At 63.3% G+C, this 22,620-nt stretch carries 17 protein-coding genes; 10 read left to right on the forward strand and 7 right to left on the reverse strand.

Annotated elements, in window-relative coordinates; translation table 11 throughout:
• Together CJ177_RS35820 and CJ177_RS35825 are read right to left on the reverse strand one after the other, a co-directional pair.
• A partial coding sequence (locus CJ177_RS35820; protein WP_143548775.1) for a PAS domain-containing protein occupies positions 1–196 on the reverse strand: 196 nt, incomplete at its 3' end.
• Between the two features lie 520 nt (positions 197–716).
• Complete coding sequence (locus CJ177_RS35825) at positions 717–1,604, reverse strand: class I SAM-dependent methyltransferase (RefSeq protein ID WP_143548776.1); 888 nt, start codon at positions 1,602–1,604, stop codon at positions 717–719.
• Positions 1,605–2,292: 688 nt separating this feature from the next.
• Here CJ177_RS35825 and CJ177_RS47050 point away from each other — a divergent pair.
• Together CJ177_RS47050 and CJ177_RS35830 are read left to right on the forward strand one after the other, a co-directional pair.
• Positions 2,293–2,493, forward strand: a complete 201-nt coding sequence (locus CJ177_RS47050; protein ID WP_143548777.1) for a hypothetical protein — start codon at positions 2,293–2,295, stop codon at positions 2,491–2,493.
• A gap of 102 nt (positions 2,494–2,595) precedes the next feature.
• Positions 2,596–3,075 (forward strand): hypothetical protein, encoded by a 480-nt coding sequence (locus tag CJ177_RS35830; RefSeq protein WP_095870018.1) that lies wholly within the window; start codon positions 2,596–2,598, stop codon positions 3,073–3,075.
• Between the two features lie 184 nt (positions 3,076–3,259).
• Here CJ177_RS35830 and CJ177_RS35835 read toward each other — a convergent pair whose 3' ends face one another.
• Positions 3,260–4,207, reverse strand: coding sequence for a hypothetical protein (locus tag CJ177_RS35835; RefSeq protein WP_095870019.1), 948 nt, complete (start codon positions 4,205–4,207; stop codon positions 3,260–3,262).
• A gap of 383 nt (positions 4,208–4,590) precedes the next feature.
• On the opposite strand from CJ177_RS35835, the gene CJ177_RS35840 reads away from it, so the two are divergent.
• On the forward strand, positions 4,591–4,884 hold the full coding sequence (locus CJ177_RS35840) for a hypothetical protein (protein ID WP_054713554.1): 294 nt from the start codon (positions 4,591–4,593) through the stop codon (positions 4,882–4,884).
• A gap of 806 nt (positions 4,885–5,690) precedes the next feature.
• On the opposite strand, the gene CJ177_RS35845 is transcribed toward CJ177_RS35840, so the two are convergent.
• The gene (locus CJ177_RS35845) at positions 5,691–6,716 is read right to left on the reverse strand and encodes a LacI family DNA-binding transcriptional regulator (protein WP_179443378.1); all 1,026 of its coding nucleotides are present in this window, start codon (positions 6,714–6,716) and stop codon (positions 5,691–5,693) included.
• Positions 6,717–7,115: 399 nt separating this feature from the next.
• Positions 7,116–8,495, reverse strand: a complete 1,380-nt coding sequence (locus tag CJ177_RS35850; RefSeq protein ID WP_257014853.1) for an MFS transporter — start codon at positions 8,493–8,495, stop codon at positions 7,116–7,118.
• A 357-nt stretch (positions 8,496–8,852) separates the two neighbouring features.
• Here CJ177_RS35850 and CJ177_RS35855 point away from each other — a divergent pair, with 357 nt between their 5' ends.
• Positions 8,853–9,209 (forward strand): hypothetical protein, encoded by a 357-nt coding sequence (locus CJ177_RS35855; protein WP_095870021.1) that lies wholly within the window; start codon positions 8,853–8,855, stop codon positions 9,207–9,209.
• Between the two features lie 258 nt (positions 9,210–9,467).
• Positions 9,468–10,520: an NADH:flavin oxidoreductase gene (locus CJ177_RS35860; RefSeq protein ID WP_240960675.1), complete on the forward strand. Its 1,053-nt coding sequence runs from the start codon at positions 9,468–9,470 to the stop codon at positions 10,518–10,520.
• Positions 10,521–11,044: 524 nt separating this feature from the next.
• Here the strand turns inward: CJ177_RS35860 and CJ177_RS35865 are convergent.
• Positions 11,045–14,311, reverse strand: coding sequence for a protein kinase (locus CJ177_RS35865; protein WP_095870022.1), 3,267 nt, complete (start codon positions 14,309–14,311; stop codon positions 11,045–11,047).
• Positions 14,312–14,808: 497 nt separating this feature from the next.
• The gene (locus CJ177_RS35870) at positions 14,809–15,549 is read right to left on the reverse strand and encodes an IclR family transcriptional regulator (RefSeq protein ID WP_164060184.1); all 741 of its coding nucleotides are present in this window, start codon (positions 15,547–15,549) and stop codon (positions 14,809–14,811) included.
• A 247-nt stretch (positions 15,550–15,796) separates the two neighbouring features.
• Between CJ177_RS35870 and CJ177_RS35875 the strand changes: the two genes are divergently transcribed.
• The 5 genes from CJ177_RS35875 (at position 15,797) to CJ177_RS35895 (ending at position 22,498) form a co-directional block, all read left to right on the forward strand.
• The gene (locus CJ177_RS35875) at positions 15,797–16,852 is read left to right on the forward strand and encodes an agmatinase (RefSeq protein WP_257014855.1); all 1,056 of its coding nucleotides are present in this window, start codon (positions 15,797–15,799) and stop codon (positions 16,850–16,852) included.
• Entirely contained in the window at positions 16,842–17,648 is an 807-nt protein-coding gene (locus CJ177_RS35880) for an enoyl-CoA hydratase/isomerase family protein (RefSeq protein ID WP_095870025.1), read from the forward strand. The genes CJ177_RS35875 and CJ177_RS35880 overlap by 11 nt, the downstream gene beginning before the upstream one ends.
• A gap of 630 nt (positions 17,649–18,278) precedes the next feature.
• Positions 18,279–19,628: a Glu/Leu/Phe/Val dehydrogenase gene (locus CJ177_RS35885; protein ID WP_095870026.1), complete on the forward strand. Its 1,350-nt coding sequence runs from the start codon at positions 18,279–18,281 to the stop codon at positions 19,626–19,628.
• Between the two features lie 120 nt (positions 19,629–19,748).
• Positions 19,749–20,495, forward strand: a complete 747-nt coding sequence (locus tag CJ177_RS35890) for a crotonase/enoyl-CoA hydratase family protein (RefSeq protein ID WP_095870097.1) — start codon at positions 19,749–19,751, stop codon at positions 20,493–20,495.
• 176 nt (positions 20,496–20,671) lie between these two features.
• Entirely contained in the window at positions 20,672–22,498 is a 1,827-nt protein-coding gene (locus CJ177_RS35895) for an acyl-CoA dehydrogenase (protein WP_095870027.1), read from the forward strand.
• Positions 22,499–22,620 lie beyond the last annotated feature (122 nt).

Raw genomic sequence — 22,620 nt, forward strand, 5'->3', positions numbered from 1 at the left:
TGAATCCGACGTCGGTGAAGAATTCCGGTGCCCAGCGGGCGGCGACGGCGGCCTCGTCGGTCAGTCCCATCAGCTGCATCCCGGCGGGGTTGAGGTAGCGCAGGCGTCCGGTGTCGTAGTCGGCGAGTGCGACCATGTTCTGGGCATGCTCGATCGCCGACAGCAACATGCGGGCTTCCGCTGTTTCCGGTTTCATCCTGGCCGTCCTCCCAGCCTCGATGTGCTGTACACCCTTGCAGGTCGAGCCTTCGCATTGCTTGTGATGAGTCGAGTGAACACCGACAGATCCGATCAGTCGATGGGCGATGCGTCCAGGCCGCGGGTGCACCGTCCCTCGCTTGCATCGTGACGGTGCCGGTGGTCGGGTTCAGTTACGTTTTCGGGTTCGGCGTTCGGGGCCCGTCGATTCCCGCACCGCCGCCTACGTCCGCGGCAGATTCGGCCGAACATCCGGACGATCGGGCTATTTCAGGAGCAGCAGGGTGAGCAATCGCACCGCTCTCCGACACCTCTTGTTTCGACATATATCAATATAGACAGAGATTGAATCAGGAGGCAGACCCAACAGGCGAACCGATACCCGGCCGAAGACCGGGGCGGCGCCTCCAACAGGCCTCGATGCTCGTAGTCCCGCAGCGTCTTCCGCATTCACTCCGGCGCGGGCGGCGCCCTCCCAGTGGTACGCATGCCGGTCGGTGACCGAGGGCCAATGCGGGCTACCGATTGCGTGCGGTGACGAGCAGGTACTCGGCCTCGTAGAGTGTCCGACCGGGCGCATCGGCCCGATTCCATGCGGTGAGGAACTGCAGGAAATCCTCCTCGAGGTTCGCGATCCGATCCGGGTCCGCGGCATTGTGGCGGTACACGGCGATCGTCGGGCCATAGTTGCGTTTCCAGAACTCCCGGAACTCGGTCGGGTCTGCGAAGCGGTCGATCACGAGCGACTGACGGTGCGCGTCGAGCGCGGTCACCCGGTCGCCGAACAGGTCGCGGACGTGTTGCTCGTCGCCCCACAACGGCGGCGGGGTCGCACCGCGCGGCGGGGGCGGTGCGTAGGGTCCCATGGTCTTGAACAGGTTGCCGATCAGGCCCTGCGGTGTCCAGTTGATCATCGCGATGGTGCCGCCGGGCCGGCAGACTCGCAGCATCTCGTCGGCGGTCTGCCGATGGTGCGGCGCGAACATGGCTCCGACGACCGAGATGACGGCGTCGAAGCTGTCGTCGTCGAACGCCAACGCCTCTGCGTCGGCCTCGACCCAGTCCAGCTCGACGCCGCGCTGGGCGGCGATCGCTCGCCCGGCGACGAACAGTTCCGGCGTCAGGTCCGACGCGACGACGGTGGCGCCGCGTGGGGCAGCCGGGATCGCGGCGTTGCCGCTGCCGGCGGCCACGTCGAGCACCCGCTGGCCGGAGCGGATATCGGCTGCCTCCACGAGCACCTCGCCGAGGGTCGGGATCAGCTCGGCGGCGACGGTCGGGTAGTCGCCGGAGGCCCACGACGCCCGGTGCTTGGCCTTGAGCGTGCGGTCGGTGTCTGTATCGGGGGAATGGTGGTCATGAAAGTGTCCTCGTACTCGATGTCGGGTGCCGGGATGTCGGCGCACCTATAGACGCCGGTCGGTTCGGAAGGATGCACGCGAGGTGATCGGCATGGTCGCCTACGTGCGACTGATGCCTCGACTCGTTGCCGCGAACCGGGCCCCGCCAGCTCCCCGAGTCGCTGGCGGAGTCCGCCTCAGGAAGCCTGATTGCGCTGCCGGGAACCCGCGCGGGTCTGAAGGTCGGCGACAAAGTCAAGGTTATGCCGAGGGCACCTCGGTGTTCACGATTGTGAGCATTGATGGCGACGAAGCGCTGATCGAGTCGGTTCTCAGCGCCCCGGGGACCTACCCATTCCACTGCAAGCTTGAAAGTCTCGTCCCGGTCGAGTCCTGAAATAGCCAAAAATGCGCCCGGAGCTGCTCAGATGACACGCCCCGATTTCGGGATGATTCTCAGCGGTGCAGGGCGGTGACCGGATCGCGAATCTGGGTGCGCTGCTCGGTGTCGAGGCCACGGACTCGGGGCCGATTTCGGCCTCGAGCGAGGTTCTGAGCCACGTCGAATACCGCACCGCGAATGTCCTTACGGCGCTGTGTGGCTAACTGGTTCTGCTCGTGGATAACTCGGTCGTTGTGGCCGGCGATCATGACGCACGGCACTTTTGACGGCCGGGGCCTGGCCCGCGTGGGCCACCACTGTCGGACGGGTTGTGCCATGCTGGGGGCACAGTGACGAAGTCGCGGGGGTGACATGACTGTTCATACGTTGGTGCGATCCACGGGCAGACGTGGCTGGACGGTGCGGTGCGATGCGTGTGAGCACACCTTCGCCGCTGCCGTGGCAGGTCGGCCCGAGGCGGTGGCCTTCGCCGAGACGAACGGGTGGATCGTCGGCGAGCGCACGTGGTGCCCGATGTGCGCGGCGGCCCACACCTCCCGCCGCACAGCCTGAAGTCGCCGGTCCACAGCCGTGACCCGGAACTCCGGGGCGGTTGCCGGGCTGTGAGGATGAACTCGAACATTTTTCGTCTTGCATTGAAGGGAACAGGGTCTGATGGGGGAGCTGGCCGCGGCGAGCACGGTACATGTGATGGTGTCGTACTGGTGGAGCCGCGGCGACGGTCTCGCCAACCACCAGCTCGGCCAGATCCTCACCCGCGCAGCAGGTGTGGATGATGTTGATCTCACCGATCCGCAGTCGCTCGACCGGGCCTTACGTGTCGCGGTCGCCGATCCCGCGGTGCTGGCCGAGCTGGACCAGTGGTGGCAGATGGTCGAAACCCGCAGGGCCGGAAACGGCACCCGCAACCCGGGTCTGGGCCTGGATCAGTCGATTCGGTACCTCACCGACCGCCTCGACGCCGTCACCGTCACACCGGAGGCGCTCGGCGAGTGCCGCCGGCAGGTCGCCGCGGTCGATCAGACGATCATCAGCGCGAAGAACCTCCCCGAACTCGCGCACCCGGACGCCGAGATGCTCGACCTCCTCGGCCGCTACCTGGAGGCACGTTCCCGCGTTCTGGCCCTGACATGACGACCCCACCCGGGTGAGCCGGTGCCGGGCGCGGGCCACAGGGGTGGACCGGCGAACCGCCACCCCCGGAAGCGACCTGCCAGCATTGCCATTAATGCGTGCATTGCCTGGCGATGCTGGCGATTCGGTGACTAGTGGGGACGTGTCGTTCCCTCTGGTCATGCCGCGTATTGGCCGCGGTGGTTCAGAGGTTCCAGAGTTGGAGCAGAGCGGTCCGCAGGCTGGGGGAGGCGATCCGGTGATCGGACCGGAGCCGGGGGCCCGGGTGCCCGAGGTCGGCGAGGGTCTGCTCGGCCTCCGAAACTGGGATGGGGGAGAGGTCCGCTCGGCTGCGCAGGAGGTGACCGACGGCGCCGCGGCTGTGGAGGATCGCGATCGCCTCGGAATCCACGACCGCTGGGGGGTAAATCCACTCGTTGTCGGCGGTGACGAAAATCAGGACGTCACCACGCTCGAGGCGGCTCTCGGACTTGTCGTGGTGGAACCATTCGAGCTGGTACTTCGCTGCCGGCCCGGCAGGGCCGCGATGCCGGCGCGCCTGCGCGGCCCACGTGTGCTGCTCGGTAGGACCGGGCGTGAAGTCGACGGTGTGCCGCAGAAACATCCGGGGGATCTTCGCGGGCAGGAACCCGGGGTCGGCGCGCCCGCGGCTCGTGACCCCGGGCAGTGGTACCGCCCGACCGATCTGCCACTGCGCGGTGGCGTTGTCGAGGAACGCCTGATCGACCTCGGTGATCTCCTCAATGCCGTCGATGAACGCCCGCACGGCGGCGACGACCTCCGGGTCGTCGGTGATGACCGCGGCCTCCTCGGCGAGGGTGGAGCTGTGAGAGGCGTTGGCGGAGCCGATGACCGCCCGCCGGTCGGTGGCGATGACATCGGCGTGCAGGTTCGGTGACGACAGCACCCGCACCCCGGCGTCCACGTAGTACGCGAGCGCGACCGGGGAGGTCGCGTGGGCGCGCACCGCGGCGCGGGAGGCGTTGACGACAAGGACATCCCCGGCGCGCAGCGGCAGCAGGGTAGGGGCGTCCTGGCCGAGGTGCGCGACCGCGGCACGGCGGGGACCGCGCGTGCGGATCGCGCGGGTGATGTGCGGCCACGGACTCGGCCCATGGAACGTGGTCCCCATACCCGGAAACGGTAGCGGGTGCGAACACCCGGTTGGGTGGATCCGCGATCGGCGGGCTCACAGACCGTACAGTGGATTCAGGCCGCTGACCTGTGAAGATGACACGTCCCCTTTCCCGCGCGGGGACCGATTCGCGCAGCCCGCTACTGGTGTGAGGCGGTTGCCGTCACGGGCGCGGCCATCGGTCGATTCGGTTCGGCTGCTCGGTACCACCCACGCATGCCGAGGCCGAATACGTCGAGGTTGACCTGTGTCGGGGTGGGGTGCGTCCACGCCTGGGGTGGGTGAACGGGTCCCCTGGGGTTGCTTCAGTTCGGGCGCTGGAGTGGGCAGAGTTGTCTCTGTCACCGACGCACCTCCCCGACATCCTCAGGAGCGAATGAATGATCAACGCCCGCCGAACCTTTACCGCCATCGCCTTCACTGCCTTTACGGTCCTGAGTGCGGCCGGGGCAGCGTCCGTCGCTCAGGCCGAGCCGATCGGCCCGAACGGTCCCACCGGTGGTCCGTGCCCGATCGTGAACACGGACTCGAACGGAAACGAGACGGTGACATACGGCAAGCCCGGCGACCGCAATGGCGCCCTGGTGTGCGGTGCGGACGGCGAATGGACGGTCGGCAAGACCAAGGCCAACCCCGGGCAGATCCAGATCCAGCCCGGACTCTCCCGCGGGTAACCGACAGCAGCCTCCGCCATCACCTCTCGAGGGTGAGTGCCCCGCATCGATGCCGATGCGGGGCACGACCGGTTCCGGGCCGGTGCGTCAACAGTCTCGAACGATCACCGTGGGATGCGAGATGACTCCGCACGCGCACGGCCCAGCGGCCCGCGGCGGATCGTGCACGGTGGGTTCACGGTGGGTTAAGGGCTGTATTCCGACTTGCTTAGGTGGCATGAGCGACTGCTGTACGTGCTCGGGTGACGAAGTTAGGGCTTGATCCACGACTCAAGCCAACGGAACCCGTGCTGCGGATCAAGGACCACAGTCCAGTCCCCCGATCCTTCCGTCAGCCCCGTCGTCCTCCACAAGCGCGGCAGCCTTGGCGAACTGCTGCTTGATCGCATCATGTACCAGGTTCTCGTGGGTTGTCAGAAAGATCACCACACCTGATGTACTTCGTCGAGCACCACGACAATCTGTGGAATGAGCAACGTCTCACAGCGGATCAGCTGATTCCGATGGCCCTGCGGCTCTTCGTTCTTCTGTTCCTGTCTGCTGTCGGCTACGTGGTAGTCACTGCGATGTCGCCATCGGCATCACGTCGCTAGGAGAGGGCAGTATCAGGCCGTCGTCGGAATGGTGAATAGTGCGGGCAGGAGACGACCTGTCGAGGCACGGGATACTTCGCGTGCCGAGTCCTGTCCGATCCGTCATTCACCAGCGTTCCTCAGCCGGTCTCACGGCAACACCTCGAGACCCAGGGCCTGGGGCGGGCCTTCATCGACTACCTCGAAAACGACTGGGACGACTTCGTCGCTTGATTACACCCCGAGCCGCGGTGCCGGGCTGTCGATGCGGCCGGCCACCGTGGCCGAGGACGCCCGGACCACCAGGACGGGTTCGAGCGCGACACTCGAAACGTCCTCTCCTTCGATCAACGACACCAGCCGCTGTGCGGCGGTCCGACCCATCAACCCGAGGTCTGTCCGGACGCTGCTGAGGGGTGGCTCGAGATATGCAGCCTGCGGAATGTCGTTGTATCCCACCAACGCAACGTCGTGTCCGACTCGCATGCCGTGATCGCCGAGGGCGCGGCCCGCGCCTATCGCAGTGTGGTCGTTGGCGCAGAACAGGGCCGAAGGGCGTTCGCGCTGAGCGAGCAGGGACGTGACGTACCGGTGCCCGTCCTCAACGCCGAACCCCCCGGCTTCGGGGCTCGACAGCACGGTGACCTGCGGGTGCCCTGCCATGACCTCCATGAATCCGGCTACTCGATCGATCGAGGTACTTGCCGCGGCCGGACCCGGCACCACGGCCACCCGCTCGTGTCCCATTGTGACGAAGTGCTCTGCCACCAGAGAGCCGCCGCGTCGGTCGTCGGCTGTCACCGATACCGCATCGTCGGACCGGCGCATCGCGAAGACGTACGGCACCGAGCTCGATTCGAGCTGGTGTGGAACCTCACGCCCCACCTCGGTGTCGCACAGTACGAATCCGTCGACTTTCCTGCTGAGGAGATGATCGATAGCCTCGGACCGCACCTCCGGATCGCCGTGGGTGGCGATGACCGCTGACAGGTATCCGAGTTCTCGCGACGCTTCCTCGATGGCGGTCGCCAGTATTGCCATCACGATGTCGCTGAGGACCGGAACGACGACACCGAGCATGCGCGAGCGCCCGCTCCGCAAGCTGGACGCAACCGGGTTGGGAACGTATCCCGCCTCGCGAGCCAACTCTTGGACCCGTTTGATCGTGGCCGCGGCCACTCGTCGGTTGTCACCGCGCAACGCACGGGACACGGTCGAGACGTCGACGCCGGCAAGTTCCGCCAGTTGCTTCATGTTCATGGTGGACAATCTTGTTCCCTCCCCGTAGACCCATCGTCGCGGCATATCGTTGCGAAGGCGAAACACCGATTGGGCCCATCGAGCCGGGCCCGCAGCACTGCCTGAACGGTCCATCCTACGCCAATCGATTGTTATGCCGCATCGCCCACGCCGCCGAGATCGAGGTCGAACCGCGTGGGCGCTGTCGGTCTCGGCGCCCCTGAGTGCGTCGATGAACTCGGGGCAGCAGACTGGCAGCAGATCGGGGCTCGTAGAGTCGGTGAGCCGATCTGTCTTAAATGGCGTCAGCGGTCATCGGCACGAAAATCGTCGCCTGGCTGTCTGGATTCCGGGTGCTGACATCAATGGGGAAACTAGAAACTAGGCATCGTGACGGGTAACGGCTCGAGTCGCCGATGATCAATGGCTCAGGCTGGAGGTTTCCGCCAGGCTCATATTGCGGGTCTCCGGCGCCCACATTGCCGAGATCACCAATCCGACGACAGTAATCGCGAAGGCCCCGTACATCGTCGTTGAGATGCCGAAATTCTCGAGGAAGATAGGCACCAGGAACGTGCCCACGGCCGCCCCGAATCGGCTCAGCGCGGTCACAATACCCATTGCAGATCCGCGTAGCTCGGTGGGAAAGAGTTCGTTGGGGTAGACAAACGACATGACTTCCATCCCCCCGCTGAACAGTGCATAGGCGGCGAAGAAGACAGCTGCCCAGATTGCGGGGGCATCCGAGAAGATAGCGAGGAGCAGCATTGGGATAGCCGCCCAAGCGAAGCTTTGAATCGTCATGGTACGGCGTCCCACGCGGTTGACCAGGAGGAGCGCGATGACGCAGCCAACCGCGAAGAAGAGCTCAATGGCGGCCGAGCCCAGAGTGCTCGCGCGTCCCTCCAAGTGCATTGCGCCCACCAACTGAGGTCCGAAGGCGAAGATCGCATACACCGGAATGATGAGACAGATCCATATCGCGGTGACGAACAGCAGCCGACCAACGTACCCGGCTTTCACGACTGCGAAGAGGCCCCCGCCTGCGCGCGCTTCTGCCGGCGATTCATCGACTCTGACGCCGGGTCCGAACACCTTGGCCATGACCGAGTTGGCCTCCTCGACTCGCCCATTCCGTGCCAGCCACAGGGGGGACTCCGGAGTGCCGATCCGCATGACGGCGATGATGGCAGCGGGGACGGCAGTACTTGCTAGCATCCATCGCCACGCTCCGTCCCCGATCGTGGACAACATGATTTCCCCTGTGACGTAGGCGGCCGCGCCTCCGACGAAGAAGAGAGAGATCAGTACACCCAGCAACGGGCCCCGCAAACGCTTGGGACTGAATTCGGTTAGCAGTGCCGGCGCGATCGGGTAATCGATGCCGACCGCCAAACCAACCAGCAACCTCATGATGATCAAACTGAATGCGCCCTCTACGAAGAACGAGGCGATCGACAACGCCGAGATAGCTGCGAGATCCCATTTGTAGATGCGCTGCCGTCCGAATCTATCTGTCAGGTAGCCGCCGATGAACCCGCCGAAGAAGACCCCGAGCAGCACCATCGCTGCAACGGCACCCTTGGCTGCGGCAGACAAAGCGAATTCGGGACCAATCTGCACCATCGCCACACCGAAGATCGCGAGAACGTATCCATCGATGAAGGCCCCCCCACTTGCACAGGCGGCAAGCCGGATATGGAACAGACTTATGGGTACGTCATCGAGGAGGCTTGGCATTGTGGTCTCCGCTAGGTCTGACGGCATACCGTCAGACTTCGTCGTTTCGATCTTGATCATTACTCTCTCCTGCCGGACGAGCGCTCGCCACATATGCCAAACGTTTGGTAAGACGATACGAGCGACTTCCCTGCAACACAAGAGCGGGAACGGAAATATGCACATCTGGTTGCGGCCGCGGGAGAGCTGGACGGCAAGAGCAACAGATCTGCGGTTGCCAAACGATTGGCAGGCAGTCGATTTATTGCTACCGTGCTTGCAGTCACATCGGCTCTATTGGGCTCGGACACACGTCCTTGGTAGGGCCGGTGCGATGACGACTTCCGGCAACCCCTGCGGCAAAGCCGCCGACCCGTCTACTGATCCGATCCGACAGGACTTCCGTGCCTGACACCGCTGACGACTCAAGGAATCGCCATGAACGTGAACCACGTACCGCCGGCAGGTGGTCGGGTGACCTCCCATCCGACCACCGCAGACTCGGTGCGTCTCGACCATGATGTGGACGCATACCGCACGCAGCGTCGCCGCCAGCTCAACGAACTGAATCGCCGCAACAACGCCCGCCAAGTTCGGACCGAAAAAGACGCAATAGTCCACTTCGCCCGGATCTGGGCTCCGTACGGCGGAGCACCAACAGAGGAGGTCTTCCAAACATTCGGCATCTCCCGCCAGCAGTTCAACGACAAACTTTGGCAGACGGTTGAGGGTGTTGAATTCGACGCGTCGATCGTCCGCGAACTTGCACGCGTCTACACGCGACAGCACCCCTAACGGCCAAGTTGCCTCCAGAAAAAATCTCCATTCAAGGAATGGAGATGCTCGAGACGGCCATGAGGCAGTTCATGGGTCCACGAGTCTCACCATATGAGGTCCGTCGACCGTGGGCCGACCAGTTCCTTCCGGCAAAGGTGCTCGAGTGGGTTGGACCGCGGATTCACTCGTACTTGCTGCGACATGCACCCACACCAAATTGAACCAATGCATCAGCATCTCGAAGGAGAGAGCGTAGTGACACGTGTGGAGAATCCAATGTCGTTGGAACGCGGCCCCGACTGGTCCAACCGGTTGGTCCTGGCACCCCTGACAAATCAACAGAGTCATGTAGATGGCAGTCTGCACGAAGACGAACTGCAGTGGCTGCGGACACGCGCCGCAGGCGGGTTCGGGATGGTGTTGACGTGCGCTGCGCACGTGTCGCGCGGAGGGCAGGGATTCCCCGGGCAGCTCGCAGTATGGAGTGACCGATTCTTGCCTGGTCTGGCCAGGCTCGCCACAGTATTGCGCGAGCAGGGAACTCCATCGGCGGTCCAGCTGCACCACGGTGGCATGCGTGCGCGGCCAGAGCTTTCGGGAGTCCCTCCGATTGCCCCGTGGGATGATCCCTCCAGGGGAGTTCGTGCGATGACGACGGACGAGATCCACTGCTTGATCGACGATTTCGCCAGTGCTGCTCGACGGGTCGAGCGAGCCGGTTTCGCAGGCGTGGAGGTCCACGGTGCTCACGGTTACCTGCTGTGCCAATTCCTGGACGCGCGCCGCAACAACCGTACCGATGGCTACGGCGGTACGTTCGACAATCGGTCACGAGTGATCTTTGAGGTACTGGAGGCCGTACGAGCAGCGACGGGGCCGTCGTTTCAGGTGGGTGTGCGCCTGAGTCCCGAGCGTTACGGCATAACGATTTCCGAGAGCCGTCTTTTGGCTGAAGAGGTGATGACGTCGGGGCTCGTCGACTACCTCGATATGTCACTGTGGGACGTGTCAAAACGGCCACATGGGGACGATTCCGGCAGCACGCTCATCGACGCCTTCGCTTCCCTGTCGAGAGGAAAGGCAAAGCTCGGGGTCGCTGGCAAGATACTGTCGGGAACCGTTGCGCAGTCGTGCCTTGACCGTGGTGCCGATTTCGTACTCATCGGCACTGCGGCCATCCTTCACCACGACTTCGCGGCCAGAGTGCTGGCCGACCCCGCGTTCACTAGCCTTTGCCAACCCGTTTCGCGGCGGCACCTGGAGACACAGCATTTGGGGGGCGCCTTCATTGATTACCTCGCGACCGACTGGGATGATTTTGTCGCGTGACAGACCCGATGTGCGATGGCGGGCTGTCGACCGAGTCGCCCGACTCAGAGGATGCCCGGACCGCAAGCGCTGGGCCCAACGCGACACCCGGGACGTCTCGTCCTTCCAGCACGGACACCAACCGTGTAGCTGCAACTTCGCCCATCGAATCGACTGCGAGATGCCGAGGAACCCAGCCAACCCAACATAATGTCCGACACCCAACTAACAGGAACTGGCCGCCGGTGTCCTTGAACAGCTCGAACTTCGCAGTTATCGCCACTCCCCAGCCATCGGCGGTGGCACACACTATTCCAGTGACTCTGTTCGATTGCGTGCACGGGCGTCTCTACCTACAAAGAGGTCCGAGTGCGGGCAGCAAGGTTCGACGTCGACGCCCTGATCAGGCTCGACTTCATTCTCGACGTCGACCTTCCCGACCCGCCCGACGTCACCACCGTGTAGCAAAGGATTGCCTGGTCGAACGGTCGGTCCCGTTATCTCCCGGCCCACCGTCGGGGCGCTCGTGGTCTCTCCCCTGGAAGTTATGAATGTTGTTGCTGCTCTGCGATCCATGCGGCGATCTGCGCCCGCGTATGGAACCCGAGTTTGGTGAGAATGTGCTCGACGTGTCCCTGGGCGGTGCGAGGGGAAATCACCAACTGGTCAGCGATTGCTTTATTGGTCAGGCCCTCGGCTATCAGTTCAGCGACCTGCCGCTCTCTTTTGGTCAGTGTGACTGTTGTGTCGCCGGTTGACGGCGACGGAGCCGCCGGGACTCGCTCGCCGACAGCGTAGGCGACGGCAGCCTCGAGCCCGAGTTGCCTACCTTCCTCAACGGCAGTCATGAAGGTCTTGTCGGTTAGCGTCCGCCGACAGGTTTGCACGCACTCTTCATGGTGCACGAGGAGGCCTGGAAGCAAGACCGGCGACGTTCCGACGACATGAGCGAGGGACTCGGCGGCTCCCATCAGGACAGCGGCGCGGTGTGCCTCGCGGGCATCACCGGCGATCCATGCGAGCGCGTCGAGGCACGCCGCTGAACCCACCGGGTCCTGCACACGTCTCGCGATCCGTATTAGTGCTTGCTGAAGAAGGTCCGTGGCCCGTGCGCGTTCACCTTGCTGCCACACCGCAACGGCCATGCCCCATCGCGCAAAAGCCGAGTTGACGGATTCACCTTGTGTGTCGGTGATGTCGAGGGCTTCCTGATAATAGGCCATCGACTGTGCGGTCTCTCCGCATAATACGTTCGAGAGCCCCAACATGATCAAGGCCTCGACTTGAAAGTAGATGCGGTTCTGTTCGCGAAACACTTCGAGGGCCTCCGCCAGAAGCGTGGGGGCACGGGTGTAGTCACCAGCGAAGACTTTGAGGACTCCGTCGGCGTGGACGGCCAGTGCACGCGGCAGCGGATCGGTCATCTGCTCGGCGAGCACGCGTGCCTCCGCTACGGCCGCTGCTGCAGAGCTGAGGTCGCCCTGCCAGTCAGCGAGGGCACTGACAGAATAGAGTGCTTTGACCCGATCGATGGTTGGTTGCCCGCTCTGGCGGGCCAGAAAGTGATCGAGCCAATACCGCCCTTCGCTGCACAGTCCTCGGGAGCTCCAGAAGAGGTGCATGGCGTTGGAGATTCGGAGGCCGGTGTCCGGATCTTCGGACAGGTAGTAGTTCAGTGTCTCCCGCAGGTTGGATTGCTCCCGCTCGAGGCGTGCGATCCATTCGAGCTGCCGCGGGCCGATCCATTCGGCCTCGGCGTTCAGCGCCAACTGCAGATACCAGTCACTGTGCCGACGAATCAGTTCCGGTAGTTCCTCGGTTTGCTCAGACCTCGTCCGGCCGTACTCGCGCAGGGTCTCCAGCAGTCGGAAGCGCACGACGTCGTCGCGTTCCTCGCGGATCAGAATCGATTTCTCGACGAGAGAGGTGATCGCGTCGAGGAGGGCTTCCGCTGTCAGGTTCATCCCGCAGACGGATTCTGCGGCGTCGAGTTCGACTCCGCCAGCAAACACCGAGAGACGTGCCCACACAAGTTGTTCCAGTGGTGTGCACAGTTCGTGGCTCCAATCGATACACAATCGCAGCGTCTGTTGCCGTGTCGGTGCAGTTCTGCTACCACGGGTAAGCAATGCGTAGCGGTCGGTGAGCCGCTGCAGAATCTGTTCCGGTGACATGGCCTGCAGTCGAGCCGCGGCCAGTTCGAGAGGGAGAGGTAACCCGTCCAGGTGCTGACAGATTCGGGTGACCGCCATTCGATTGTCGTCGGTGAGCTCGAAACCTGGTAGCGCAGTCGCGGCGCGGTCAGCGAACAATGTCACCGCGTCGTAGCTGGGCAGACCTTGAAGAGACGGATCACGGTCGGGATTGGGGACGCTGAGCGGGGGAACACGTAGTGCAACTTCGCCGCCGATGCCGAGCGGCTCACGGCTCGTGGTGAGAATTCGGACCCCGGGGCAGGTTCGAAGCAGCGACTCAGCTAACTCGGCCACCCCACCCACCAACTGCTCGCAGTTATCGAGCACGAGCATCAACTCGCGCGAGGAGAGGAACTCAATCAAGGCTTCCTGGCGTGGAATCGCCATCTGATCTCGAATACCCAGCGCCCCTGATACCACATCGACCAGTAGGGATTCTTCGCGGAGTTCTCCCAACTCGACGAACCAGACACCATCGGCAAACGCACGGTGCACGTTGTTGGCAACCTTCAGCGCGAGGCGCGTCTTACCGACACCGCCGATGCCCGTCAATGTGACCAGGCGAGAGGATCGCAGAAGGGTTTTTGCTTCGGTTAGCTCTCTTCGTCGCCCGACGAAACTGGTCAGCTCGAGGGGGATGTTCCCTTTGGTGCCCCGGCCGGATTGCGCGGAATGTGCGTGCGACATCGGCACCGGGCCGTGCGGCTCGGAAACTGGTTCGGCACGAAGTGCCATGTCGTCGACCTGGTGCCCGTGGCGGAGCTGGGTGCCACGAAGCTCGTTACCGAGTTGCTTCGCCGATGGGCGTTCGTGCGGATCACGGGACATGGCCCGCGCGATCGTTTTCGATATGTCGTCGGAGATGCCGTGGCCGCTCAAATCAGGGATGGGGTTGGTCGCGATGCGTAGGAACTGCGCGACGATTTGCTCGCCGCTGCGGCGTTCGAACGCGGCATGGCCGGTAAGTACGCAGAACAAAGTGGCGCCGACGGAATAGACATCCGACGACGGGGTCGGCGGATCTCCCCGGAGAACCTCGGGGGCTGTAAAGGCGGGTGACCCGGTGACCGAGCCGGTGGCGGTCTCGAACCCTCCCGAGATATGAGCGATCCCGAAATCTGACAGTGCCGGCTCCTGATAGTCGGTGAGCAGAATGTTCCCGGGTTTGATATCCCGATGAAGAATGCCCAGCCGGTGTGCGGACTCCACAGCACCTGCGATCTTCACTCCGAGGCGCAATGCTTCGTTCAATGCCAGTGGGCCTTGGCGGCGGATCCGCGCCTCGAGAGAGCCTTGCGGGTGATATGGCATCACAATGTATGGGCGACCGTTGTCGGTGGACCCGACCTGAAGGACTGTGACGATGTTCGGGTGCCCCGTCAACCTGGCCATTGCGCGCTGCTCGCGGAAGAATCTCGCCCGGTTCTCTGCATCCAGGTCGGCGGTCAGAATTTTCACAGCGACCGTGCGGTCGAGCTCGTTTTGTACGCATCGGTACACGACACCGAAACCGCCTCGCCCAATTTCTTGGGCGTTCCCGAATCCGGCAGCTTCCAGCTCGAACGTGATTGTCGACCCCATGCTGCGCTGGGTCCGCAGAGGATCATCTTCGGACATCGGGCACCCGCGATTCATCTGGTTTCGGCACCAATGCGATGCCGCACCCTACTCAACCTGCCAATGCTGTGCCTCAAGAGTAACTTGTGCGCATTACCAGCCTCGGTGCGAGGCTTCGGAGCGGGCACGGTTGTTGTCGCACGCAGGGCGCGACGGTCGTGGAGGCGTCGTGCGCCGCCGAGGTGACCGCGCCCACCGCGCGCCGGGGATCTCGACTCCGGCGATCATGGGCGAAGTCAACCGGTCGGTATCGGCACCCACGTCGAACGCAGGCTGCACCTGCCCGACGGGCACTCCGCGGAGAACGTGCGCGAGATCCTCACACGCAACCGTCTCGCTGCGTGGCAGGGATGTTTGTGGGGCCTCCAGTGCCCGAGCGGTCTAGTCGCACCAAGCCCATTCTGCAACGTATCTCGTTCGGCCGTAATTAGTTCCAGCTCTGACGGTGTCGATCCAAGATCATCACATGACGATGAATGAATCCAAGCCCGGGGACATTAGGGCAGGCCGGTTCCTATCCTGCGGGCTGCCTCACCGACGGACGCCCCGAAGTCGGCGCCGAGATCGTCGTTCAGTCGACTGATCGGTAGGGCCAAGGTAACGGCACCTACGACGCCGTCGTTTCGGTGCACGACGGCGGCGGCGATGCCGACGGAGCCGTCCCCTGATTCTTCTCGATTGAACGCATACCCGTTGCGCCGGATCTGATCGAGTTCTTCTTCGAGTTCGAGGCGGGTTTGAACCGATCGCGGCGTCACGGCCGGCAAGGTTTCACTGGGATACAAACGGCGGAAATCGAACGGGTTCAACGCAGCAAGTATGGCCTTGCCCGCCGCTGTGAGGTGCGCAGGAGCTCGGTCTCCGAGTCGCTCGACCACCCGCAACCGATGGCTTCCCGGAACGAAGTCGACAACGACGACGTCACGCCCCTCGAGTACAAGCAATCCGCTCGATTCCGACGTCACGTCGCTCAAGCGCTCGAGCTGCGGCCGAGCGACCGACTTCAGATCGAGATCCGCGAGGACCCTCAGTCCTACTTCGAGGAGAACGGGCCCCGCCTCGTATGCCTTGCTCTTGACCTGTTGCGTCACGAAGCGGTGATGCTCCAGCGTCGCGAGCAGTCGGTGTGCCGTGGATCGAGCGACCCCGAGCTCACGAGCAACATCGGCGACTCGCACAGCCGGAACAGTGCCGAACATCAGCAAGATCTTCAACGCATTGCCGACCGAACCGGTCACTCCTGAACCGCTGGTGTTCTCTCCTGCCGGGGAGTCGCCAAGACTACTATCGCGCATCCGCCGAACCACTCCCTTGCTGCAAAGCGAACCTGATTCCGCCACGCGGAATCTAGTAGCACCTTACAGCCCTTCGTTAAGGCGAACGGAAGGGCAAACCCTGCTAACCATCCCTTCCCTCAGCATTCGTGTTCTGCTAGGTTGAATGTCATTCCTATCAACGGAACGGTCGAAAGCCGCTCTTTACAGATTGCTCGCGGCAGCGCCTATTGGCTCCTATACAGAGGAGGCCGCGGCCGGCAGCTCAGGAGACAACATGTCAGAAAAGCCCGAATCCACGATTGGTGAACTCGGCAAACAGGGGATGGGTCGCTTCACGGGCGTGCAGACGTTCATGCGCGCCCCTTACCAACCCGATCTCGAGGGTGTGGACATCGCACTCGCGGGAATCCCGTTCGACTTCCAGGGCGGACGAGGCTCCGCGAAGCAGGGGCCGTCGCAGGTACGGCAGATGTCCGGCCTCATCCGACGGGTGAGCTTCGACGGCGTCTCGCCTTTCGATCTATGTCGAGTCGCCGATATCGGTGACGCCGTCCTCAATCCCATGAGCCCTCGCGTAAGCCAAGACCTCGCTGCAGAGTTCGTGGGCAGGGTGGCGGACCGCGGTGGAGCCCTCGTGGCTGTTGGAGGTGACCACGGGACCACCTATCCGATCCTCAAGGGCCTCGTCCGGAACGGCCCGGTCGGCCTGATCCACTTCGATGCCCACCCGGACACCTACGACGATCCGTACGGTGGCTACATCCATCACGGCAACGCGATCCGGGCCGCGATCGAAGAAGGATTGGTCGACCCGAAACGCACCATCAGCCTGGGCATTCGTGGAACTCGCTTCATGTCCACCGACCGTGATTACCACGCACAACATGGAATGCGCCTGCTCACGATCAACGACGTGATCGAACTCGGAATCACAGAAACCGTCGCCGAGATTCGCCGTGTGGTCGGTGACGGCCCGACATACATCACCTTCGACATCGACGCGCTGGATCCGCCCTATGCCATCGGTACGGGGGCACCCGAACCCGATGGGTTGTCGATGCGCGAGGCATTGGCAATCCTGCGAGGACTGAAGGGGTTGGACATTATCGGCGGAGACGTCATGGAGGTGGCGCCGCCACTCGACCCGAGCGGTCACACGGCGCTGAATGCCGCAAACATCATGTTCGAGATCATTTGCGCTATCGCGCTCGCTCGCGTCTCCAAGTGCGGAATCGCAGGCAACGGAGCGCGACATGAAGTATGAGGAATTCGAGAACCTGAGCTTCGAGCGCCGCCCCAACGGTGTGCTCCTGGTCCACATCGATCGTATCGCGGCCGACGCGCGAACTCATGACGAGTTCGCGGAGGTGTGGCGCACGATCGGGCGCGACGATGACACGCGAGTCGCGGTTATCACCGGACGGGGGAAGGTGTTCTCGGCCGGCGGGGATCTCAAGGAGCACGGCACCCCTGCGGCTAGCTTGCGCTCCGACCGAGTACTGAGGTCGGGCAAGGTCGCCCTCGACATCGTCTACAACATGCTGGACCTCGACAAACCCATTATCTCCGCGATCAATGGGGTCGCGGTCGGGGCCGGACTTGCCGTCGCACTGACCGCAGATATCAGCATCATCGCCGAGGACGTGCGGATCACCGACGGTCACAGCAGGATCGGCGTGGCGTCCGGTGACCATGCCGTAATGCTCTGGCCGTGGATGTGCGGGATGGCCAAAGCCAAGTACTACCTCCTCACCGCTGACTTCCTGACTGGGGCAGAGGCGGAGCGCATTGGTCTCGTCAGCAAGGCGGCGCCGGCGGAAGCGGTGCTGGATGAAGCGCTCGCCGTTGCCGACCGACTCGGGCGAGGGCCGCAGCGGGCACTGCGATCAACCAAGCGTTCACTCAACCATGTGTTGCGCAGCGCTGCGCCGGCCTTTGAACTATCGGTGGCGCTCGAAACCATCGATTTCTACCAGGAGGACGCACTGGAAGGACTCACCGCCTTCCAGGAGAAGCGGGAACCGCAATTCCCTTCGGCCTCGGGTAGCGCGACTGCCTAGGGCAGGGCGAGAGGGTCCCCGGCTTCTAGGACAACGGCGTTCTGCTGCCAGCGACCCTCAGGATGACGACGAGTCCCATCCGGACTCGTCGTCATCCGCATTCTCGATTGATCGTCGTAGTCATCAGGCAGTCTCCTGGTGGGGGCGTGCGCCTGTCTCGCAATCCCGCTGTTCTCGTGAGGTAGTCGCGTACGGTGCGCTAGCTCGCAGGAAGTCGGATTCTGCTTGACCAGTGAGCTTCCGGAGGAAGTGCGTTGACGACGCGCAGGCGGGAGATCGTGAACGATCGCGCTGAGAGTTGCGTGCGCTCGATCAGGTTCCCCGGAACGATTGCACCCACACCGCACCATTCCTCTCACGCAATTCGATCAGCATCTCTTGTGCTGCAGTATCGAACAAACGTAGAGTACGACCGGTTACCAAACGATTGGCAACCGGCAGGACGTGCTGGCGCTGCTGCTGCCGGTGTTCAGTCTCGTGAACGAGCTCCGAGGCGATGCCACGGCTGACGCCGGCTCTCGGTAGGGCCGCAGTCGACGACGAGGGGCACGAGCGCCACCCTGGATGCCAAACGTTTGGCATATTGGATGGTGCCTCCACAACGGAATCGGACACACCGAAGGACTTGTCATGACGACCGACCTGAACGCCGGGAGATCCCCTCTCGACCTCGAATCGCCACATTCGATCCCTGTCACTGCCACCGCTACCCCCGGCGGGGACGCTCCCGATGTTGACACTGGCCCACTGGCGTACGCCAGGGCGCAACTTTCGGACGCGATCGCGGTACTCGACCTGGATCAGGGCGTCTACTCCATGCTCGCCAATCCGAGGCGCGAAATGACCGTCAGTATTCCACTGCGGCGAGACAACGGAGATGTCGAGGTGCTGACCGGTCACAGGGTGCAGCACAACGTCTCTCGCGGCCCCGGCAAGGGCGGGCTGAGGTACAGCAAGGATGTCACTCTCGACGAGGTCCGCGCCCTTGCCATGTGGATGACGTGGAAATGCGCGCTCGTCGACGTGCCCTACGGCGGGGCGAAGGGTGGGGTTCGCTTCGACCCGAAGCGGTACTCCCGAGAGGAGGTCCAACGAGTCACACGCCGGTACACCAGCGAGATCATTCCCATCATCGGACCCACCCAGGACATTCCGGCGCCGGACATCGGCACCGATGAGCAGGTCATGGCATGGATGATGGACACCTACTCCGCCAGCCAGGGGTACACGGTGCTGGGCGTCACCACCGGAAAGCCGCTCGCGCTCGGCGGATCCCTCGGTAGGCCCACCGCGACCTCGCTGGGAGTGGCACACGTGGCCTTGGCGGCCCTGAGCCATCTCCGGAGGCGACCGACCGCGACAGCCGCCGCAGTTCAGGGCTTCGGAAAGGTCGGACGGGGCGCCGCGCGGTACCTCTGGGAAGCCGGAGTCAAGGTGGTCGCCGTCAGTGACGAATACGGTGCCATCTTCAATGCCGGCGGTCTCTCCGTACCGGATCTCGAAGCATACGTAGCGACATCCGGCACGGTTCTCGGGTTCGATGATTCCGAGGATCTCAACGACAGAGACGCACTGCTGTACCTCGAGGTGGACCTGCTCATCCCGGCGGCGATCGAAGGGGTTCTACACGGCGAGAATGCCGACCGCGTCCACGCTTCACTCATCGTGGAGGGCGCGAACGGCCCGACGACACCGGCCGCCGACGAGATCTTCCGTGCGAATGGGCAACTGGTGGTTCCCGACATCCTCGCCAACGCGGGGGGCGTCATCGTGTCCTACTTCGAATGGGTGCAGGCGAACCAGGCCTATTGGTGGAGTCAAACCGATGTCGAAAATCGCCTTCGCGAACGAATGGAGCGGGCATGGCATCGCGTCCTCGAATATGCTGCGACCCATCGTGTCTCGCTTCGCCTGGCAGCTACCGTGCTTGCTGTGGACACGGTGACAACCGCACATCTGACCCGTGGTCTTTATCCGTGACGACCCGTCGACCACGAATCCTGACGGGCAGGGTCGTACTCGCTGCTGCCGCTGCCGTTGGGACGACCGGCCGATTCACCGCACATGATGCTGAGACGAAAACGAATGGGGCAACAGACCATGGATGACAAGCGGGTCAGTGTCGACATCGACAGCGCCGGAGTCGCGACTGTGACCATGACACGAGGAACGCAGCACAACGCCCTCGACGGTCCCATGATCGCCGCACTGCTGGCGAGCGCGGAGCAGCTTCATCGAGATTCACGGGTCCGCGCGGTTGTTCTCCGTGGGGACGGCGAAAGCTTCTGCGCTGGGTTGGATGTGAAGCACTTCCTTCAGACGCCGGACAATATCGACGATCTGCTGGTTCGCGCGCCCGGGGAAGTTGCGAACCTGGCTCAGCGTGTGTCCTACGACTGGCACCGACTTCCGGTGCCGGTCATCGCTGCGATCACCGGCAATTGCTTCGGCGGGGGATTGCAGATAGCGCTCGGAGCTGACATCCGAGTCGCCGCACCGGATGCCCGCCTGTCGATCATGGAGGTTCAATGGGGTCTTGTACCTGACATGGGAATTACCCAGTCGATATCAAAGGTGGTCGGCATCGACGTGGCCAAGGAGCTGACCTTCACGGGCCGCATCCTGTCCGGCAGCGAGGCCAAGGATCTGCACTTGATCACCCACGCTGTCGACGACCCATACGCTTACGCGCAGCAGCTTGCGCACGACATCGCGAGTCGCCCGCCGAAGGCCGTGCGCGCCGCGAAAAGGCTCTTCAATGAGGCGTGGACCGCTGATCCTGCCACCGGGCTAGCCATGGAGACCGATCTTCAACGGGATCTCCTGGTCGACCTCGAGTCCCGATGAAGAGCGCAGTGAGCCTGGCGCCCTTGTGCGGCAGGAAGGCCCACCGTATGGTGTGTGCCAAACGTTTGGCAGACCACGTTGTGCTCCGACACCACTAGAGAGGTTGCGGGCTCAGCAGCGGATCAGCTGATTTCGGCAGACCGTGCATCGAAAGCTAGAGGGGATTACCGACCAAGATGGCGCATTACAAGAGCAACGTCCGTGACCTGGAGTTCAACCTGTTCGAGGTCCTGGAACTCGGCAGGGTGCTCGACACGGGCGTCTACGGGGACCTCGATCGTGAACTCGTCACCGACATTCTGCAGGAAGTCAGCCGCTTGGCCGAAGGACCGGTTGCGGAGTCGTTCGAGGTAGCGGATCGCGCACCGACGACGTTCGACGTGGACAGCAATTCTGTGGTCGTACCGGATGCGCTGGCGAAGACCGTTCGCATCGTCGCGGAGTCAGGGTGGGCACAGCTGGGGCTCCCCGCCGACATGGGCGGCTCGGCGGTCCCGTCCGTCCTGGTCTGGGCGGTCAACGAGATGTTGTCTTCGGCAAATGCGCCACTGACGTTCTTCAACTTCTCGTCGACCATCGCTCGGGTCGTGTTCGAGTTCGGGACCGCACAGCAAAAGCAGTGGGCGAAAGCCGGCTTGGAGAGGGGCTGGGCGGGAACCATGGTGTTGACCGAGCCCGATGCCGGTTCCGATGTCGGCGCGGGGCGGACCAAAGCGATCGCTCAGCCGGATGGAACCTGGCACCTACAGGGTGTCAAGCGTTTCATCACGAACGGCGACGTCGGCGACACGGCGGAGAACATCTTCCACCTCGTCCTGGCCCGACCTGAGGGTGCGCAGCAGGGAACCAAAGGTCTGAGCCTGTTCTATGTACCCAAATGGCACTTCGATCCGGTGACCATGGAGCTCGGGGCGCGTAACGGCGTTTTCGTCACCGGCCTCGAGAAGAAGATGGGCATCAAGTCCTCGCCGACGTGTGAGCTGACCTTCGGGGGTACCGACGTTCCCGCAGTGGGGTGGCTCGTCGGCGACGTGCACGACGGCATCGCCCAGATGTTCCGGGTCATCGAAAGCGCGCGGATGACAGTGGGCACCAAAGCCATCGGCACTCTCTCCACCGGCTACCTCAATGCCCGCGACTACGCGAAAGAACGCATTCAGGGTGTCGACATGACCGAGATGAGAAACCCGGCCGCGCCGCGGGTTCCGATCGGCCACCACCCGGCCGTCCGCCACAGCCTCGTCTTGCAGAAGGCGTACGCCGAGGGTCTGCGCGCCGTCTACCTCTATACCGCGGCGCATCAGGATCGCGAGGTCGCACTCGAGGTGTCCGGTGCGAACGCGGACTTGGCGCAGCGAGTCAACGATCTCCTCCTGCCGATCGTCAAGGGCGTCGGTTCGGAACGTGCATGCGAGCTGCTCACCCGTAGCCTCCAAATCTTCGGCGGCTCGGGATACCTTCAGGACTACCCGCTAGAGCAGTACCTCCGCGACAGCATCATCGACACGCTCTACGAAGGCACCACAGCGATTCAGGCCCAAGACTTTCTGTTCCGCAAGGTACTGCGCGACAACGGTGTCGCCCTCTCGCACGTCACGGAGCAGATCGAGCGGTTCATCGGATCGGCACCTGCTGAGTTGAGAGCCGAGTGCACACTGCTTCACGTGGCACTCGGCGACATCGGTGAGATGGTCGCAGCTTTCGGATGCTATGCGGCAGGCACGAACGACGGGCGAGAGATTTACAAGGCAGGCCTCGGGGCCGTTCGGCTGCTCGAAGCGGTGGGAGATCTGCTCATCGGATGGCGGCTCCTCGTGCAGGCGACTGTCTCACTGACTGCCTTGGCCAGTGACCCGGAAGTCAAGGATGCGCCCTTCTATAAGGGAAAGATCACGACGGCGTCCTACTTCGCAAAGACCGTACTCCCCGGCATCACGGCAACGAAGCAATCCGTCCTCGACCTCGATCTCGCGATCATGGAGCTCGACGAGAACGCCTTCTGACTCGGTGAGAAAGATGCAACACGTCGTGGCCTCGCCCGACTTCGGCGAGGTCCACGACGCACGGCCGGCGGGGCCGATTCCACCCGTGTTCATGGCGCCCACCGAAAATGTATAGTCATCCA

This window comes from Rhodococcus sp. ACPA1 (genome assembly GCF_002300195.1).
Lineage (GTDB): Bacteria > Actinomycetota > Actinomycetes > Mycobacteriales > Mycobacteriaceae > Rhodococcus_F > Rhodococcus_F opacus.

Excerpts from the sequence above, each read along its gene's own strand:
- CJ177_RS47050 (WP_143548777.1), top strand. The coding sequence starts at position 2,293 with ATGACTGTTCATACGTTGGTGCGATCCACGGGCAGACGTGGCTGGACG.
- CJ177_RS35830 (WP_095870018.1), top strand. The coding sequence starts at position 2,596 with ATGGGGGAGCTGGCCGCGGCGAGCACGGTACATGTGATGGTGTCGTAC.
- CJ177_RS35835 (WP_095870019.1), bottom strand. The coding sequence starts at position 4,207 with ATGGGGACCACGTTCCATGGGCCGAGTCCGTGGCCGCACATCACCCGC.
- CJ177_RS35840 (WP_054713554.1), top strand. The coding sequence starts at position 4,591 with ATGATCAACGCCCGCCGAACCTTTACCGCCATCGCCTTCACTGCCTTT.
- CJ177_RS35845 (WP_179443378.1), bottom strand. The coding sequence starts at position 6,716 with ATGAACATGAAGCAACTGGCGGAACTTGCCGGCGTCGACGTCTCGACC.
- CJ177_RS35850 (WP_257014853.1), bottom strand. The coding sequence starts at position 8,495 with ATGATCAAGATCGAAACGACGAAGTCTGACGGTATGCCGTCAGACCTA.
- CJ177_RS35855 (WP_095870021.1), top strand. The coding sequence starts at position 8,853 with ATGAACGTGAACCACGTACCGCCGGCAGGTGGTCGGGTGACCTCCCAT.
- CJ177_RS35860 (WP_240960675.1), top strand. The coding sequence starts at position 9,468 with ATGTCGTTGGAACGCGGCCCCGACTGGTCCAACCGGTTGGTCCTGGCA.
- CJ177_RS35865 (WP_095870022.1), bottom strand. The coding sequence starts at position 14,311 with ATGTCCGAAGATGATCCTCTGCGGACCCAGCGCAGCATGGGGTCGACA.
- CJ177_RS35880 (WP_095870025.1), top strand. The coding sequence starts at position 16,842 with ATGAAGTATGAGGAATTCGAGAACCTGAGCTTCGAGCGCCGCCCCAAC.
- CJ177_RS35885 (WP_095870026.1), top strand. The coding sequence starts at position 18,279 with ATGACGACCGACCTGAACGCCGGGAGATCCCCTCTCGACCTCGAATCG.
- CJ177_RS35890 (WP_095870097.1), top strand. The coding sequence starts at position 19,749 with ATGGATGACAAGCGGGTCAGTGTCGACATCGACAGCGCCGGAGTCGCG.
- CJ177_RS35895 (WP_095870027.1), top strand. The coding sequence starts at position 20,672 with ATGGCGCATTACAAGAGCAACGTCCGTGACCTGGAGTTCAACCTGTTC.